Origin of the sequence: Nonomuraea sp. NPDC059007, from assembly GCF_042740555.1 — a bacterium.
Lineage (GTDB): Bacteria > Actinomycetota > Actinomycetes > Streptosporangiales > Streptosporangiaceae > Nonomuraea.
The window spans coordinates 77,213-93,292 of the sequence record NZ_JBHYJD010000010.1 but is presented as its reverse complement, the minus strand read 5'-3'; the positions used below and the strand labels follow the sequence as shown (position 1 = coordinate 93,292).

Sequence of the window (16,080 nt, the reverse complement as noted above, 5' to 3'; positions counted from 1 at the left end):
GCGTGGAGCGCGTCACGGCTTGAGCCGTTCGCGGACGAGGGCTTCGACGCCGTCGAGCAGTCGTGCCAGGCCGAACTCGAAGGTCGCCTCGGGCCGGGGCGCCAGTGCCCCGGCCCTCGCCGCTCTGACCAGCGCCGGGTAGGCCTCCGCCGCCCCGTCGGGCTCCTCGTCGCGCGCCGGCGCCGGGTCGAGGGCCAGGCGGGCCATGCCGCGCACGTAGGCGTCGAGGGTTTCCACGACGTCCACCTTCTCGGGCTCGGTCAGGCCGGTGGACTCCAGCGAGGCCAGCGTCGAGTCGTACCACGCCACGAGGTTCGGGCCGGGCCGTACCTGGGCGATGGCCAGTTGCAGGACCCAGGGGTGGGCGCGGTAGCCGTACCAGTCGGCGCGCGCGCCCGCCTCCAGGCGCTCGCGCCAGGTGCCCGGCAGGGCGTGCGGCAGCGGGCCGGTGCCGATGATCCAGTCGAGCATGAGCGCTTCCAGCGCGGGCTTGCCCGGTACGTACGTGTAGAGGGACGCGGCGCCCGCGCCCAGCGCCTTGGCCAGCCGGTTCATCGTGAGCGCCGCCAGGCCGTCGGCGTCGGCGATCTCGACGGCCATGGTGATCACACGCTCCAGGTCGAGGCCCTGCTTGGGCCCCCGGGTCGGGCGCCGTACGCGCCCCCACAGCAGGTCGTCGATCGTCATCTTGCGGCCATCCTACAACTCCGTATACCGTTCGGAGTCACGAAACTCCGAATGTCGATCGGAGTTGTGAAGGGGGAGTGATGGCTTCAAGCGAACGCTCGGCCGCGCCCGACCTGGCGCGCGGCCTGATGCTGGCGATGATCGTGCTGTCGAACGTGGTGTTCCACCTGTGGGCCGCGCGCACGGGCCCCTCCGGCTGGCACCCCGCGGAGGGGTCGGCGGCCGACCGGATCACGCAGTTCCTGATGATCGTCCTGGTCGACCTGCGGATCTACCCGCTCTTCGCCTTCCTTTTCGGGTACGGCATGGCCCGCCTCATGGACCGCCAGGTCGGCCGGGGCGACTCACCGGCCGCGGCGGTCCGGCTGGTACGCCGCAGGAGCCTCCTGCTGATCGCCTTCGGCCTGGTCCACGCGGCCCTGCTGCTGGCCGGCGACATCCTCGCCGTGTACGGCCTGATCAGCCTGGTCCTCGGCGCCCTGTTCCTGCGCCGCTCCAACCGCACCCTGCTCGTCTGGGCCGCGATCTTCGCCGGGCTGCTCCTCGTCCTGGCACTCGGGCTGAACGCGCTGATGCTCGCGACCGGCGCGTCCGACGCCGCGCCCGGTCACGTCGCCACGCCCGGCCACGTCGAGTACGCCACCGGCGAGGACGGCTGGCTCGCCGCCGCCGCCGGGCGCCTGACCACCTGGGGAATGCTCCTGGCCGGCGCGCCGGCGCAGTTCGGCATGCACGCCGTCCTGCTGCTGGGGATCTGGACCGCCCGCAAGCGCGTCCTGGAGGAGCCCGCCCGCCACCGCCGGCTACTGGTCGTCACGGCCGCCGTGGGCATCCCGCTCGGCTGGCTGGGCGCGCTGCCGTCCGCGCTGGCCCACCTCGGCGTCCTGAGCGTGCCGGCCGGGGCGCAGACCGACCAGGGCGAGCTGTTCCTGCTGCAGGCGGCGACCGGGATCTTCGCCGGGCTCGGCTACGTCGCGGTGTTCGCCCTGCTCGCGACCGGCGGGTGGGTGCGGCGCCCGCTGGGGGTTGCGGTGAGCGCGGCGGGCCGCCGGTCGCTGTCGGTCTACCTCGCCCACTCGGTGCTGCTGGGTCCCGTACTGGCCGCGTGGGGCCTCGGGCTCGGCGCTCATCTGGGCAGCGCGGGCGCGGCCCTCTACGCGCTGGGCGCGTGGCTGATCACGCTCGCGCTCGCCTTCTTCCTGGAACGGCGGGGCCTGCCCGGCCCGGCCGAGGCGCTCATGCGCCGCCTGCTCTACCGGCGTCAGGCCGCGGCCGACGTGCGCACGTAGTGCTCGGCGATCTCGTCACTGGTGGTCAGCCAGATGTCCGGCTGGGCGGCCAGGTACTCCAGCGCCTGGTCCACGTATTTGGCACGGAAGGCCTGGCCGGTGACGAACGGGTGCAGCGCCAGCGCCATCACCCGCCCGCTGTCCCGGGAGTCGGCGCGCAACTGCTCGTACTGGTCCTGGACGATCCGCAGGAACTCCGGTCCGGTCGTCCCCTTGGAGAACAGCGCCAGGTCGTTGAGCTCCAGCGTGTACGGCACGCTGATCATGCCGGGCACGTTCAGCCGGTACGGCTGGTCGTCGTTGGTCCAGTCGAGCACGTAGCTCAGCCCGAGCTCGGCCAGCAGGGCGGGGGTGTTGAACGTCTCGGTCAGCCCCGGGCCCATCCAGCCCTTCGGCCGCTGCCCGGTCGCCCCCGCGATGGTGTCCACGACGTCGGTGAGGAAGGCGCGCTCCTCCTCCGGTTCCATGCCCGTGTGCAGGATGGAGTTGGTGCGCCCGTGCGCCAGCCATGCCCAGTCGCGGCGCAGGCCCGCCTCGATGATCTGCGGGTAGTGCGCGGCCACGTCGGAGTTGAGCAGCGCGCTGGCCCGCACGCCGTGCCGGTCGAGGCTCTCGATCGTGCGCCAGATGCCCACGCGCACGCCGTAGTCGCGCCAGCCGTAGTTGAGCGCGTCGGGCACGAGGTCGGCGGTGCCCGGCCAGATGCTGGTGGACGGGCGGTCGATGAGGAAGTGCTCGATGTTGAGCCCAACGTAGGCGGCGACCTTGGCGCCGCCCGGCCACGTGATCGCGGGCCGATCGGTGATGGGGCTGTAGTCGAAAAGCGTGTGGTTCGTCATGCGAGAACCGTAAGACTTGCCATTGATGTCAGGTTCAAGCCGGCGCGGGCAGGTCGTCGAAGCCGAGGCAGCGCAGGCCCAGCCGGGCGGCCTCGGCCAGTAGCCGGTCGAGGCGGTCCGGGGTCAGGTAGTTGGCCTCGTGGGCGGGGGCGATCGCGTGCGCGTACAGGGTCAGGGCCTCCTCGCGGGCGGCTGCGCGGCGCAGGGCGCCGAGCAGGGCGGCTTCGGTGAGACCGCGGGGCCGGAACATCCGGCCGTTGTCGGCGCCGGCGCCGATCAGCACCCGCCGGCGCGCGAGCTCGGCCACCGGCACGAAGAAGTCGCCGACGTCGGCGGGCTCGGCGCCGTCCGGCACCCCGCGCCCGCCCCGCAGCCGCTCGAAGACCGTCGTCAGGACCGCGTCGGAGGCGGGGGAGCGGGCGCTGTTGGGATAGGCGAAGCCGCGCGCCCGCAGCCCCTCCGCCGCCAGGGCGGCCAGGCACGGCTCGATCTCCTCGCGCAGGTACGCCGCGCCGCCCGCCTCGGCCACCCGCTCGTCGGCCCTGAGGTGCCGGAAGCCGTGGGCGCCCACGCTGTGGCCGTCGGCGGCCAGCTCGCGCAGGCCCGCCCAGCTCCGGACCTGCCACGGCTCGCTGACGAAGAACGTCACCCGGGCGCCGTGCGCGCGGAAGACCTCCCGTGCCGCGCGCCACTCCGGCACGAAGAAGTCGTCGAAGGTCAGCAGTAAGATCCCACTCACGTGGGCTAGCCTAACGCGTTAACGCGCTCAACTCTTGATCTGGGGGACCATCTGCTCGATCGCGTACGGGATGCTCAGCACGGTGTTGAACGACAGCGCCGCGCCGATCGGCGGGTCCTGGTAGGTCAGGAACAGGTCGCGGCCCTCCTTGGCCACCTTCAGCTCCTTGTAGACCGCGTCCTTCTTGATCCGCTCCCACGGCTCCTTGCCGGTGGTCAGCCAGACCAGCCGGTCGACCTCCAGCATGTTCAGCCCCTCCGAGCCGAACTCGGCCACGTTGGACGTGCCCGCCTGCTTGGTGATCTTCTCCGGGATCGTGAAGCCCAGCTCGGCCAGGAACGCCGACTTCGGGTCGCCCTTCTGGAAGGCCGAGTAGGTGCCGGCCTTGAAGCTGTCCGCGGCCACCGCCGTCTTGCCCGCCCACTGCGGGTTGTCCTTGCGCGCCTGGGCGAACCGGTCCTGGATGCCGGTGATCAGCTTCTTGGCGTCGGCCTCCTGGCCCAGGGCGCGCCCGGCCAGCAGCGTCATCTCCTGCCACGGGGCGGCGTACGGGTCGAAGCCCTTCGGCTGCGCCACCACGGGGGCGATCTTGGAAAGCTGGTCGTAGGTCGCCTTCTGGACGCCCGAGTACATGGCGAAGATCAGGTCGGGCTTGAGCGCGAGCAGCTTCTCCATCTTCACGCCGTCCTCGCGCAGGCCGAGCACGGTCGGCTCGGTGCCGGCCCACTTGTCCTTCGTCCACGGCCAGTCGCTGAACGGGCTGCGCTGGAACCAGTCCACCACCCCGACCGGCTTGTGGCCGAGCGCCAGCACCGGCTCGTGGTCGCTGAGCCCGATCGTGACGATCCGCTCGGGCTTCTTCTTGATCTCCGTCGTGCCGTACAGGTGCTCGACCTTCACGGGGAACGCACCGGACGCGCCGGGTGCCGCGGCGGCCGTGGCCTGGCCTTGAGCGGTCTTGTCTTGTGCGGGCTGCGTGCCACCGCAGGCGGTCGTCAGGCTCAGCGCCAAGGCGGCGAGCGACACCAGCAGGCGTCGAGGAGTGTTCATGGGACCGTGATAGTAAGGTAAGCCTTCCCTCTTCTTCAATTTGATCGGACCTCGGTGACTCGTCAGAGATCGTTGCTGATCACGGGCACCGTGGTCGTCCTGCTCGGTCTGGTGCTGCTCTCCCTGGCCGTCGGCAGCCGGGCCATCCCGCTCGCCGACGTCGCCCGCGCGCTGACCGACCCCGCGAGCGTCGACCCGGAGACCGCGGCCATCGTCCGCGGCACCCGCCTGACCCGCACCTTCGTCGCGATCCTCGCCGGAGCCGCGCTGGGACTGGCGGGCGCCGTCATGCAGGGCCTGACACGCAACCCGCTGGCCGACCCCGGCCTGCTCGGCGTCAGCGCGGGCGCCGCCTTCGGCATCGTGGCCTCCGCCACGTTCCTGGCCGCCACCGGGCTGCTCACCACCATCTGGTTCGCCTTCGGCGGCGCCGCGCTGGCCGCCGTCGTGGTCTACACCCTGGGCAGCCGCGGCAGGGGCGGCGCCTCCCCGGTCAAGCTCGCGCTGGCCGGCGTCGCGCTCACGTACCTGCTCGACTCCCTGACCAGCGGCCTGGCCCTGACCGACCCCGAAGCGCTCGACCGCTACCGCTACTGGTCGGCCGGCTCGCTCACCGGCCACTCCAACGAGACCGTGCTGACCGTCCTGCCGTTCCTGGCACTCGGGGCGATCCTGGCGTTCGGCACCGCCCCCGCGCTCAACTCCCTGGCCCTGGGCGACGACGTGGCCGTCACCCTCGGCCGCCGCCTGGGCCCGACCCGCCTGCGTGCCGCGATCGCCGTCACCGTCCTGACCGGCGCCGCCGTGGCCGTCACCGGCCCGATCGTCTTCGTCGGCCTGGCCGTCCCGCACCTGGTCCGCATGGTCACCGGCCCCGATCACCGCTGGCTGCTGCCCGGCGCCGCCCTGGTCGCGCCCTGCCTCGTGCTGGTCGCCGACATCCTCGGCCGCGTCGTGGCCCGCCCCCAGGAGATCGACGTGAGCCTGGTCGCCGCGCTGCTCGGCGCGCCGTTCTTCATCGCCCTGGTCCGCCGCCGCAGGGTGGCCGAGCTGTGAGCGACCGTCCTGGCCCGGCGTCCGAGGGTGGCCACCCCGGCGCGGCTCCGAAGGGCGGCCGCGCCGTGAGCGCTTCCGGCGGTGTGCGGCTCTCCCGGCACCGCGCGGCCTTCCGGCTGGTACGGCCCGCCGTCTCGGGAACCGCGCGCCCGCGTGTCCTGGTGGTCTGGCTGGCCCTGGCCCTCACCGCCTTCCTGACCTTCTGCCTGGCCGTCGGGATCGGCGCCGGGGACATCGCGGTGCCGTTCGGCGAGGTGCTGCCCGCGCTGTGGGGCAGCGGTGAGCCCGCCACCCTCTTCCTGGTCCACGAACTGCGCCTGCCCAGGGCGGTGGTGGCCGTGCTGACCGGGGCCGCGTTCGGCATGGCGGGGGCGCTGTTCCAGTCCATCACCCGCAACCCGCTGGCCAGTCCCGACATGCTGGGCATCACCCAGGGCGCCGGCACCGCGGTGGTGGCCGCCATCGTCCTGGGCTTCACCGGGCTCGGCTCCCAGGCCCTGGGCCTGATGGGCGCGCTGGCCGCAGGTCTGCTGATCTATGTGCTGGCCTGGAACCGCGGCACCACCGGCTACCGGATCGTCCTGGTCGGGATCGGCCTCAGCTGGATCTGCGTGAGCGTCACGTACTACCTGCTCAGCCGGGCCGAGCAGTACCAGGCGGCCAGGGCGCTCGGCTGGCTGGTCGGCAACCTCAACGACCGCGGCTGGGACCACGCCCGGCCCCTGGCGCTGGCCCTGGCCGTCCTCGTGCCGGTGGTGCTGCTGCTGACGCGCGGGCAGCGGGCCCTGCAACTCGGCGACGACGTGGCCGTCGGGCTGGGCGTGCGGGTGCAGCGTTCGCGGGTGGCGCTGCTGCTGTGCGGGGCGGCGCTGGCGGCGTTCGCGACGGCCGCCGCGGGCCCGGTGCTGTTCGTGGCACTGGCCGCCCCGCACCTGGCCCAGCGCCTGGCACGGGCCCCGATGCCACCGGTCACCGCCTCGGCCTGGGCGGGCGCGACGCTCGTGGTGGTCAGCGACCTGATCAGCCAGCGCCTGCTGACCGAGACGGTCCTGCCGGTCGGCGTGGTCACCGGCGCCCTGGGCGCGCCGTTCCTGCTGTGGCACCTGGCCCGCTCGCGCACATAGACGGGGTTCGCGCGTATGGGCGGTTTCACCCACGTGGGTGGTTTCGCGTGCGTGGGTGGGTTCAGGGGAGGCGGGACAGGTGGTCGGCCTGGCGGATCGGCTCCGGGATGCGGTATGTGGGTGACAGGCGCAGGATGTGCGCGCAGGCGTTGTCCAGGCCGACGCCGTGGCCCTGGGAGACGAAGACCGGCTTGACGCCCTCGCGGGTGCGCAGCGCCCGGCCGACCACCTCGCCGTCGAGCAGGATCGCCGACCAGGCGCCACGGGCGGGCGGCGGCTCGGCGTGCTCGCCGACGAACGGCGTCTTGGCCACGCCGATCGCCGGCAGCCCGGTCAGCACGCCCAGATGGCAGGCCAGGCCGAAGCGGCGGGGGTGGGCCAGGCCGTACCCGTCGCACACCAGAAGTTCGGGACGGACCGACAGCTTGCCCACCGCGGCCAGCAACGGCGGCAGTTCCCGGAACGCGAACAGGCCCGGCACGTAGGGGAAACTCGCGCGCTGCCTGACCACCGCCCGGTCCACGACCTCCAGGCTCGCGGCGTCGAGCACCACGACGGCGCCCACCACCACCTCGTCGTCGCGGTACCCGACGTCGAGACCGGCGACCAGGCCCACCTCGGCCGGTCCCGGGCCGTCCAGGTCGGCGAACGGCCGCAGGCGATCCTGTTCGGCCTCGGCCTCGGCGACGGTCGCGGGCCAGTGGGGTTCGGGGGCGTGGAAGGTCACCGGCGCCATTCTGCCACGCGCTTTCAGCATCGCTAAAGGATGGTTGAAAGACCTTTTCACTGGTTACCCGGGTGACCCGCGGTTAGCATCGAATTCGAAATCCCTTTACTCCGTGTTCCGGGACGAAATTCGTGGGGGCCTCGATGAGTATTATCGTGCTGCATAAAAAGAATTTGAGCCGGCGCAGGCACCTGGCGCGCACGCGGAAATACGCCGAGGAGCACGGCCACCGGGTCATCATGATCATGAAGGATCCCGAATGGGAGGCCGACTACGTCGACGAGGTCGTGGTCGCCGACACCAGCAGCATCGACGAGACGTTAAGCGCCGCCAAAGCCGTGGCCGCGGCGGAGAGCGCCCCGATCGACGCGGTCGTCACCTTCGCCGAGGCCGCGGTGCCCTCCGCCGCCCGCGTCGCCGCCGAGTTCGGGCTGCCGGGGGTCAGCGAGCGGACCGCGCACCTGGCCAGGGACAAGTACCTGATGCGGGCCGCGTTCGCCGAGGGCGGGGTCGCGCAGCCCAGGTTCGCCCTGGCCGCAACCCTGGAAGAGGCGGAGAAGGCGGCCGGCGAGGTCGGCTTCCCGATGGTGCTGAAGCCGATCATCGGCACCGGCAGCATGTACGTGCGCAGCGTCGCCACCATGGCGGAGCTGGAGGAGCACTTCGACGTCATCCGCGAGGGCGCGTGGGCCGGCTTCACCTACGACCCGCTGCACGACTCCGCGATGCGCTCCTACGGCGGCGGCGTCCTGGCCGAGCAGTTCGTGCCGGGACCGGAGATCTGCGTGGAGTCCCTGGTCGTGGCGGGCACGACCCACGTGCTGGCCATCCACGACAAGCCGCTGCCGACCGGGCCGACCTTCGAGGAGGTCTACGCCTGCACGCCCACCCGGCTGCCGGAGAAGACGGTCGAGCGGATCGCCGCCGCCGTACGCGACGTGCACGAGGCGATGGGCATACTCACCGGGCCGACCCACGTGGAGTTCCGGCTGGCCGGCGGGGTGGAGCCGGTCGTGCTCGAAGCCGCGGCGCGCATGGGCGGCGGGCCCATCTACCGCTCGGTCCTGCTCAGCACCGGGGTGGACCTGGTGGAGGCGGCGCTGGACCTGGCGCTGGGCCGTACCCCCGAGATCGCGCCGCGCGAGGTCGCGCGGCCCATCGGCTTCTGGAACATCTTCCCCGAGCGGGCGGGGACGCTGAGCGAGATCGTCGGCCTCGACCGGGCGGCCGCCGACCCGCGCGTGGACGAGGTGGAGATCTACCGCCACCTCGGCGACCACCTCGAGGTGCCGCCCCGCACCTTCCAGGGCCACGGCCACCTGATCTTCAAGGTGAACGACGTGGACGAACTCGACCCGGTCTTCGACGAACTGGTGAGCACGCTGCGGCTGCGCACCGACCCCGAGGGGCGATGACATGTCCGACGGATTCCCGCCCGCCGACCCCGCCGACCACCGGCCGCTGATCCTGCTGGTCAACAGCGGGATGAACCCGCAGTACCGCGAGTGGGGGCTGCGCGGGCTGCACCGCGAGTTCCGGCTGTGGCTGCTGGACGCGCGCGAGGCCACCTGGGACCGGCCCTACCTCGTCGGCCAGACGAAGGTGGACGCGCTCGACCTGGACGAGGCGATGGCGGCGGCGAAGGAGCTGTTCACACGCATGCCGTTCGCCGGCGTGCTCTGTTACGACGAGATGCGCGTCCACAACGCCGCCCGCATCGCCGAGGCACTCGGCGTGCCCACCAGCCCCTCCGACGCCATCCTGGCCTGCAGGGACAAGAGCCTGACCCGCGCCCGCATGACCCCGGACATCCCCGGCTCGGTCCGCTCTGTCCCCGTGCCCGACGCCGCCGCTGCCCACCGCGTCGCCGCCGAGATCGGCTATCCGGTGGTGCTCAAGCCGCGGGCGCTGGCCGGCAGCGAGGGCGTGGCCCGCGTGGACGGGCCCGAGCAGCTCGACGCGCAGTTCGCCTTCACCGAGCGCGCCCACTTCGCCGAGGTCGAGCGCTACGCCGAGGGCGTGCTGGTCGAGGAGTACCTGGACGGCCCGGAGATCGGCGTCGACGCCGCCGTCTTCCACGGCGAGGTCGAGCCCGTGTTCATCTCGCGCAAGGAGCTCGACCGGCCGCCCACCTTCGAGGAGACCGGCCACTTCGTCAGCACCGACGACCCGCTGCTGCACGACCCGGAGATCGTCGAGGTCGTACGCGCCGCGCACGCCGCGCTCGGCTTCGACAACGGCGTCACCCACACCGAGCTGCGCCTCACCGCCAGGGGCCCGCGCGTGGTCGAGCTGAACGGCCGCCTCAGCGGCGACCTCGTCTCCTACGTCGGACTGCTGGCCACCGGCGTCGACCTGCTCGTGGCCGCCGCGCGGATCGCCTGCGGCGAGCGTCCCGACGTACGGCCACGCCGCCGCTCCAGCGCCGCGGTGCGCTACTTCTACCCCCCGCACGACATGGTCGTGGACGACCTGCGCCTGGACACCGACCGGCTGCCCCCGGGCATCTGGGAGGTCACCCTGCTGGCCGAGCCGGGCAAGCGGCTGCTGCTGCCGCCGGGCTCGTTCGTGAAGGGCCGGATGGCCGCGGGCTTCGCCGTCGGCGAGGACGCGGCGGCCTGCGACCGCTCGCTGAAGGGACTCGGCGAGCTGTTCCACGTCCGTGGCCGGAGGATCGATGGCTGAAGGCCGCGGGACGGAGGCGGAGACGCTGGAGGAGCGGCCGGGTTCGCTGTTCCGGGTCAACCGCTCCTTCCGGCTGCTGTTCGCCGCCGCCGCGGTCAGTATGTTCGGCACCCAGATCAGGCTGCTGGCGCTGCCCCTGGTCGCGGTGATCGTGCTCAACGCCTCGCCGGGCCAGGTCGGCGTGCTCGGCATGCTGGGCACGATCGCCTTCCTGCTGATCGGGCTGCCGGCGGGCGCGTGGATGGACCGGGTGCACGGGCGCCGCAGGGTGATGGTGGTGGCCGACCTGGTGCGCGCCGCGCTGGTCGGGTCGGTGCCGGTGGCGTACGCGCTGGGTGTGCTCACGCTCCCCCAGCTGTACGTGGTCGTGGTCCTGAGCGGCTTCGCCACCGTGTTCTTCGACGTCTCCTCACAGAGCTACCTGCCCGCCATCGTCTCGCGCGAGCGCCTGGTGGAGGCCAACTCCCACCTGGGCGGCATGGAGGCGGTCAACAACGTGGCGGGGCCGGCCGGCGCCGGGTTCCTCATCCAGCTCATCACCGCGCCGCTGGCCGCCGCCGTGGACGCCGTGGGCTACGTGTGGTCGGCGCTGTGCCTGTCGCGCATCCGCGACCGCGAGGCGCCCCCGCCGCCGCCCGAGGGCGGCAAGCGCCACCTCGTGCGCGAGATCAGGGAGGGCCTGGTCCTGGTCTTCGGCCACCCGCTGCTGCGCGCCATCGCGATCAACGGCGCCATGGTCAACATGTCGGTCTCGATGATCATCGTGATCATGCCGCTGATGTTCCAGCGCGAGCTTGGGCTTTCGGCGTTCACGCTCGGCCTGTTCTTCGCCGTGGACGGCATCGGCATGCTGCTCGGCGCCCTGACCGCGCGCCGGGTCACGGCCTGGCTCGGACAGGGCCGCGGCCTGTGGATCATCGGGCTCGCCGTCGTACCGGCCTGCGCGGTGTTCCCGCTCGTCGACCGCGGGATATGGCTGTGGCTCGCGGGCGCCGCCTGGCTCGTGCTCAACTACCGGATCGGCGTGAACAACGTCATCCTGATCAGCTTCCGCCAGCAGGTGACCCCCACGCATCTGCTGGGCCGGATGAACGCCACCATGCGGTTCCTCATGCACGGCGTGCTTTCACTCGGCGCCGCGCTCACCGGGTTGATCGGGCAGTTCGCCGGCGTGCGGACCGCCCTTTGGGTGGGCGCGGCCGGACTGGCCCTCGCGTGGCTGCCGCTCTATTTCTCGCCGATGAGAAAGATGCGGGAACTGCCGCGAGAGGAGCCGGAGTCCTAGGAGCCGGTGAATGCGTCGAACGGCACAAAACCACCCGACCGGCAGGGCTGACGGAGGAGGAAGGCCCACGGTTAGGATCGGCACATGATTGAGTTGGCGTTAATGCAGACGTTGCACGCCGTAGCTCGGAGCGGCTCGATCAGCGCCGCTGGGGACGTGTTGCACATCACGACCTCGGCGGTCTCCCAGCGCCTGGCCAAGCTCGAACGCGAGGTAGGCCAGAGCATGCTGGAACGCCACGGCAGGGGCGTGCGGCTCACCGACGCCGGACGGCTCCTGCTCGGATACGCCGAGCGCATCCTGTCCCTGGCCGACGAGGCGGAGGCCGAGCTCGACGGGTACCGGGGCGCGGTCGTGGGCAAGCTGTCGATCGCGGGCTTCCCGTCCACGGTGCGGGGCCTGCTGCCCCGGGCCGTCACCATGTTGAAACGCGAGTATCCGCAGCTTCGCGTGGAGCTGTCGGAGCAGGAGCAGGAAGGCTCGATGCCCCTCGTGTCCCGGGGGGACCTGGACGTCGCCGTGGTCCAGGACTGGTTCAACGTGCCGCTGGCCGTACCCGATCGGCTGGCCACGAAGCAGTTGCTCGAAGACGTCGTGGACGTGGCGCTGCCGGCCGGGCATCCGCTGGCCGAGCGTTCGGTGCTCGACCTGGAGGACCTGGCGCAGGAGGTGTGGATCACCTGGTCGCCCGGCACGGGCTGCCACGACTGGCTGCTGCACACCATGCGCGAGCGCGGGGTGGAGCCGCGGGTGGGACACACCGCCGGTGAGCACCCGACGCAGCTGGCGCTGGTGCAGGCGGGCTTCGGGGTCGCGGTCATGCCGAGGCTGGGCCGCGACCAGGTGCCCGACGGCGTGCGGATCGTGCCGGTACGCCCCCGCCTGAGCCGGCGCGTCTACGCGGTCTGGCGCCAGGAGGCCGGCCGTCGTCCCGCCGTCATGGCGGCCGTGGAGATGCTGGCCACGGCGGCCCGGCTGGTGACCCAGCCCGACCACCGGCTGATCGACGGGCCCCTGCCCGCCGGGACGCCGTCCGTCCTGCCCGGACCGCGCGCCCCGGCGGCCGCCGTTGGCGCCTAGCCCCCCGCGACCTCGCGCGTGAGGTAGGCGAACTGCTCGTCGGTCAGCTCGATGTCGCCCGCCGCGACGTTCTCCTCCAGGTGGGGGATCGAGCAGGTGCCCGGGATCGGAATGATCACGGGGGAGCGGCGCAGCAGCCACGCCAGCGAGATCTGTGCGGTCGTGGCGTCGAGCTGCTTGGCGACCTGTGCCAGCGCGCCGCCGGCGCTGGCGTGGCCGCCCCTGGCCAGCGGCAACCAGGGGATGAACGCGATGTTCTCCCGCTCGCAGTAGTCGATGACGTCCTCATAGCGGCGGTTGGTGATGTTGTAGAGGTTCTGCACGCTCACCACGTCGATCTGCTTGCGCGCCTGCTCGATCTGCGCGACCGAGACCTCCGACAGCCCGATGTGGCGGATCTTCCCCTCGTCCTGGAGCTGCTTGAGCGCCCCGAACTGCTCCTCCGCCGGGACCTTCGGGTCGATGCGGTGGAGCTGGTAGAGGTCGATGCGCTCGACACCCAGGCGGCGCAGGCTCAGGTGGGCCTGCTGCAGCAGGTACTCGGGACGGCCGAGCGGCACCCAGTCGTCGCTGCTGGGCCTGCTCTGGCCCGCCTTGGTGCCGATGACCAGGCCGTCGGGGTAGGGCCGGAGCGCCTGCGCCAGCTGCTCCTCATTGGTTCCCGGGCCGTAGGCGTCGGCGGTGTCGATGAAGTTCACGCCGAGTTCGACCGCGCGCCTGGCCACGTCGAGCGCGTACCCGGGGTCGTCCGGCAGGCCCCAGTTGCCCTCACCGGTCAGCCGCATCGCGCCGAAGCCCAGCCTCCGGATCGGAAGGTCGCCGCCCAGCGAGAAAAGGGAACTTGGCATCAGACGTTTCTCCATAAGCCGGAATCCGTTTCGGGCCCCATTATGGAGGGTCGCCGCGGAAAGAAGTAGTGAAAGATTCTGTGCCCTGGGTTGAAGCGCCGCTTAAAGCCTCGCGATCGCCCGAAATGCGTGCACAATGGATTTTCCGCGGAAATTGTGGGGGTGTCATGCTGACGCTCGGCTTCTCGGCGGACGACCTCGCCCGCACCCGCTTCGCGACCTCCCCGCTGCAGGAGGTCGTCGCCAGCATCCGGGTGCTGAAGGATCCGGCCGCCCACATCGTGCACGAGCCGTGGGTGGCCGAGACCCGGCCCCTGCTGGCCTCCTCCGGCCTCGACCTCGGACCGCTGTCCGACCTGGTGCCCGTGCCGAGCTGGTACATCCCGGACTTCCTGACGCCGCCGCCGCTCACGCCGGCCCCCGAGTTCGCCGCCCAGCTGGAGACGCTGCGCGCCACGCCGCCCGGCCAGGTCAGGACCGACCTCGGGCACATGGTCGACGCGCGCTCGCCCTGGGTGGACGCGCTCCACGACGACCCGGTCCCCGGCCTGGCCAGGCTGGCCGGGGTGATCGAGGCGTACTGGGACTTGGCGATCGCCCCGCACTGGCCGCGCCTGCGCGCGCTGCACCAGGGCGACGTGATCTACCGCGCCCGCCGCCTGGCCGACGGCGGCGCGGCCAGGCTCTTCGCCGACCTGGCCTCCATCGTGCGCTGGCAGGACGGCAGCCTGCACATCGCCCACCCGCGCTACTCCGGCGCGCGTTCCCTGGACGGCCAGGGTCTGCTGCTGGTCCCCTCGGCGTTCGTCTGGCCGTCGGTCTTCTCCAGCACCATCCCGCCCTGGCAGCCAACGCTGACCTATCCGGCGCGCGGAGTGGCCTCGCTGTGGGAGCGCCGCGACCGCACCACGGCCGACGCTCTCGCGGCGGTCATCGGGCGCTCCAGGACCGTTCTGCTCATGGAGCTCGACACGCCCGCCTCCACCACCGAGCTCACCCATCGGACGGGTCTGGCCGCCAGCAGCGTCTCGGAGCATCTCGCCGCCCTGCGTTCCGCGGGACTGGTGACCGCGCATCGCGCGGGGCGATTCGTCATGTACGCGCGCACCACCGTGGCCGAGTCCCTTGTAATGGCTCCCATCGCGTGATATCCCGCCCCATTAATTTGCCGAGAACATCGGATCACAATGTTGAAGCCCTGCTGAAGGGTGGCGTCCATCGGCGCTTTAAGGCCATCCTGACTTAATACGATCCACCTGGCTAAATATGTCATGTGTTGACAGTGCGACGACCGGTCGTGTAACACTTGACCAGTGATTTGTGGGGACCTCACATAGATCCGCGGCCAAATGGGCGCTGAGATGAGGCCAGGGGTGAAATCGGGGTGTGATCGATACGGCAAGGGCGGCGCCGGTTGATCGGCACGGATAAACAATCCAAAGGTGTATTCGGCGAGCATGCTCGCCTGGGCGGAGACACTTGAGGATCTCCCATCGCAAGGCGCTGACCAGCGCTGGAGCATGCTTCCTCTGGTACGAGTCGGTTACGGCCAAGAGTGCGGAGCGACAAACATTCGCGCCGCATGTCGACACGTGTGCATGGTAAAGGGGAAAAATGAGTTCGCGGGAACTGGCAATAGCCGGCAGAGTGATCTCGGATGGTTCCGACGCGTATGTAATCGCGGAGATCGGGCACAACCACGAGGGCGACCTGGATAAGGCGGAAGAACTCGTCCTGAAGGCCGCCGCCGCCGGCGCGAGCGCGGCCAAACTTCAGAAGCGCGAGAACACGACCTTGTACACCAAGGCGATGTACGACGAGCCCTATACCGGCAGAAACAGCTACGGCGCCACCTACGGCGCCCACAGAGAGGCCCTCGAATTCGGCCACCACGAATACACGCACCTCGCGAAGGTGGCCGGCGAGGCGGGCATCGACTTCATCTCCACCGCCTTCGACTTCGCCAGCGTCGACTTCCTCGTCGGCATCGGCGTCCCGGCGATCAAGCTGGCCTCCGCGGACCTCACGAACACCCCGCTGCTCAGCTACGCCGCGAAGACCGGCCTGCCGCTGATCATGAGCAGCGGCGGCGCGGACATGACCGACGTGCGCCGCGCGCTCGACGTGGTGCTGCCGATCAACTCCAACGTGGCGATGCTCCAGTGCACCGCCATCTACCCCGTCTCGGCCACCGACCTGAACCTGTCGGTCATCGGCACCTACCGGCGGGAGTTCCCGCACGTCGTGGTCGGCTTCTCCGGCCACGACCTGGGACCCGATCTCAGCTACGTCGCCTACGCGCTGGGCGCCCGGGTGGTCGAAAAGCACTTCACCCTCGACCGCACCAGGCCGGGCAGCGACCACCACTTCTCCCTCGAACCGGAGCAGCTGGGAGAACTGGTGGCCGGGCTGCGCCGTACCCGGGAGTCGCTCGGCTCGGGGGAGAAGCGCCAGCTGCCCGCGGAGGCCCCGGCGCTGCGGAAGCTGGGCAAGAAGCTGGTCGCCGCCCGTGACCTGGACACCGGCCACGTGCTGACCGAGGACGACATCGCGATCAAGTCACCCGGCGGCGACGGCATGCGGCCGTACCTGCTGGGACAGGTCGTGGGGCGCACGCTGCGCGCGCCGCTGGCCTTCGACGCCGACCTCAGCCCCGACCTTCTCGGCTGAG

Annotated in this window: 15 protein-coding genes; 9 read left to right on the top strand and 6 right to left on the bottom strand. The window is 71.3% G+C overall.

What is annotated here, in order from left to right; genetic code table 11:
* Nucleotides 1-12: 12 nt before the first annotated feature.
* Nucleotides 13-687, bottom strand: coding sequence for a TetR/AcrR family transcriptional regulator C-terminal domain-containing protein (locus ACFWY5_RS18650; RefSeq protein ID WP_379633219.1), 675 nt, complete (start codon nt 685-687; stop codon nt 13-15).
* A gap of 80 nt (nt 688-767) precedes the next feature.
* Here ACFWY5_RS18650 and ACFWY5_RS18645 point away from each other — a divergent pair, with 80 nt between their 5' ends.
* A complete protein-coding gene (locus tag ACFWY5_RS18645; protein WP_379633217.1) occupies nt 768-1,976 on the top strand; it encodes a DUF418 domain-containing protein in 1,209 nt (402 codons plus the stop codon).
* On the opposite strand, the gene ACFWY5_RS18640 is transcribed toward ACFWY5_RS18645, so the two are convergent.
* Genes ACFWY5_RS18640 through ACFWY5_RS18630 form a run of 3 tightly spaced genes read right to left on the bottom strand, consistent with a single transcriptional unit; the run spans nt 1,949 to nt 4,604 of the window.
* Nucleotides 1,949-2,815, bottom strand: a complete 867-nt coding sequence (locus ACFWY5_RS18640; RefSeq protein WP_379633215.1) for a polysaccharide deacetylase family protein — start codon at nt 2,813-2,815, stop codon at nt 1,949-1,951. The genes ACFWY5_RS18645 and ACFWY5_RS18640 overlap by 28 nt on opposite strands.
* A gap of 34 nt (nt 2,816-2,849) precedes the next feature.
* Entirely contained in the window at nt 2,850-3,554 is a 705-nt protein-coding gene (locus ACFWY5_RS18635; protein ID WP_379621606.1) for a polysaccharide deacetylase family protein, read from the bottom strand.
* A gap of 27 nt (nt 3,555-3,581) precedes the next feature.
* A complete protein-coding gene (locus tag ACFWY5_RS18630) occupies nt 3,582-4,604 on the bottom strand; it encodes an iron-siderophore ABC transporter substrate-binding protein (protein ID WP_379621604.1) in 1,023 nt (340 codons plus the stop codon).
* 54 nt (nt 4,605-4,658) lie between these two features.
* Between ACFWY5_RS18630 and ACFWY5_RS18625 the strand changes: the two genes are divergently transcribed.
* Nucleotides 4,659-5,660, top strand: coding sequence for a FecCD family ABC transporter permease (locus ACFWY5_RS18625; RefSeq protein WP_379621602.1), 1,002 nt, complete (start codon nt 4,659-4,661; stop codon nt 5,658-5,660).
* Nucleotides 5,657-6,784 carry a FecCD family ABC transporter permease gene (locus ACFWY5_RS18620; protein ID WP_379633213.1) on the top strand — a complete coding sequence of 376 codons (1,128 nt, stop codon included), beginning with the start codon at nt 5,657-5,659 and terminating at the stop codon, nt 6,782-6,784. Before ACFWY5_RS18625 ends, ACFWY5_RS18620 begins: the two co-directional genes overlap by 4 nt.
* A gap of 61 nt (nt 6,785-6,845) precedes the next feature.
* Here the strand turns inward: ACFWY5_RS18620 and ACFWY5_RS18615 are convergent, their stop codons facing one another.
* Nucleotides 6,846-7,541, bottom strand: a complete 696-nt coding sequence (locus ACFWY5_RS18615; RefSeq protein ID WP_379633211.1) for an endonuclease V — start codon at nt 7,539-7,541, stop codon at nt 6,846-6,848.
* Between the two features lie 143 nt (nt 7,542-7,684).
* Between ACFWY5_RS18615 and ACFWY5_RS18610 the strand changes: the two genes are divergently transcribed.
* The 4 genes from ACFWY5_RS18610 to ACFWY5_RS18595 all read left to right on the top strand — a co-directional run bounded on the left by ACFWY5_RS18610 (nt 7,685) and on the right by ACFWY5_RS18595 (nt 12,561).
* Nucleotides 7,685-8,926: an ATP-grasp domain-containing protein gene (locus ACFWY5_RS18610; protein ID WP_379621596.1), complete on the top strand. Its 1,242-nt coding sequence runs from the start codon at nt 7,685-7,687 to the stop codon at nt 8,924-8,926.
* Between the two features lies 1 nt (nt 8,927).
* Nucleotides 8,928-10,196: an acetyl-CoA carboxylase biotin carboxylase subunit family protein gene (locus ACFWY5_RS18605; protein ID WP_379633209.1), complete on the top strand. Its 1,269-nt coding sequence runs from the start codon at nt 8,928-8,930 to the stop codon at nt 10,194-10,196.
* The gene (locus ACFWY5_RS18600; protein ID WP_379633207.1) at nt 10,189-11,481 is read left to right on the top strand and encodes an MFS transporter; all 1,293 of its coding nucleotides are present in this window, start codon (nt 10,189-10,191) and stop codon (nt 11,479-11,481) included. The genes ACFWY5_RS18605 and ACFWY5_RS18600 overlap by 8 nt, the downstream gene beginning before the upstream one ends.
* An 84-nt stretch (nt 11,482-11,565) precedes the next feature.
* Nucleotides 11,566-12,561 (top strand): LysR family transcriptional regulator, encoded by a 996-nt coding sequence (locus ACFWY5_RS18595; protein WP_379621590.1) that lies wholly within the window; start codon nt 11,566-11,568, stop codon nt 12,559-12,561.
* On the opposite strand, the gene ACFWY5_RS18590 is transcribed toward ACFWY5_RS18595, so the two are convergent.
* Nucleotides 12,558-13,409, bottom strand: coding sequence for an aldo/keto reductase (locus ACFWY5_RS18590; protein ID WP_379621588.1), 852 nt, complete (start codon nt 13,407-13,409; stop codon nt 12,558-12,560). The two genes, ACFWY5_RS18595 and ACFWY5_RS18590, sit on opposite strands and share 4 nt — an antisense overlap.
* Before the next feature lie 167 nt (nt 13,410-13,576).
* Between ACFWY5_RS18590 and ACFWY5_RS18585 the strand changes: the two genes are divergently transcribed.
* Nucleotides 13,577-14,557 (top strand): DUF5937 family protein, encoded by a 981-nt coding sequence (locus ACFWY5_RS18585; RefSeq protein ID WP_379621586.1) that lies wholly within the window; start codon nt 13,577-13,579, stop codon nt 14,555-14,557.
* A 466-nt stretch (nt 14,558-15,023) separates the two neighbouring features.
* Nucleotides 15,024-16,079 (top strand): N-acetylneuraminate synthase family protein, encoded by a 1,056-nt coding sequence (locus tag ACFWY5_RS18580; protein ID WP_379633205.1) that lies wholly within the window; start codon nt 15,024-15,026, stop codon nt 16,077-16,079.
* Nucleotide 16,080: the final 1 nt, after the last annotated feature.

Coding starts and splice junctions, on each gene's coding strand:
- ACFWY5_RS18595 (WP_379621590.1), top strand. CDS start 11,566: ATGATTGAGTTGGCGTTAATGCAGACGTTGCACGCCGTAGCTCGGAGC.
- ACFWY5_RS18640 (WP_379633215.1), bottom strand. CDS start 2,815: ATGACGAACCACACGCTTTTCGACTACAGCCCCATCACCGATCGGCCC.
- ACFWY5_RS18645 (WP_379633217.1), top strand. CDS start 768: ATGGCTTCAAGCGAACGCTCGGCCGCGCCCGACCTGGCGCGCGGCCTG.
- ACFWY5_RS18590 (WP_379621588.1), bottom strand. CDS start 13,409: ATGCCAAGTTCCCTTTTCTCGCTGGGCGGCGACCTTCCGATCCGGAGG.
- ACFWY5_RS18615 (WP_379633211.1), bottom strand. CDS start 7,541: ATGCTGAAAGCGCGTGGCAGAATGGCGCCGGTGACCTTCCACGCCCCC.
- ACFWY5_RS18630 (WP_379621604.1), bottom strand. CDS start 4,604: ATGAACACTCCTCGACGCCTGCTGGTGTCGCTCGCCGCCTTGGCGCTG.
- ACFWY5_RS18650 (WP_379633219.1), bottom strand. CDS start 687: ATGACGATCGACGACCTGCTGTGGGGGCGCGTACGGCGCCCGACCCGG.
- ACFWY5_RS18600 (WP_379633207.1), top strand. CDS start 10,189: ATGGCTGAAGGCCGCGGGACGGAGGCGGAGACGCTGGAGGAGCGGCCG.
- ACFWY5_RS18580 (WP_379633205.1), top strand. CDS start 15,024: ATGAGTTCGCGGGAACTGGCAATAGCCGGCAGAGTGATCTCGGATGGT.
- ACFWY5_RS18605 (WP_379633209.1), top strand. CDS start 8,928: ATGTCCGACGGATTCCCGCCCGCCGACCCCGCCGACCACCGGCCGCTG.
- ACFWY5_RS18585 (WP_379621586.1), top strand. CDS start 13,577: ATGCTGACGCTCGGCTTCTCGGCGGACGACCTCGCCCGCACCCGCTTC.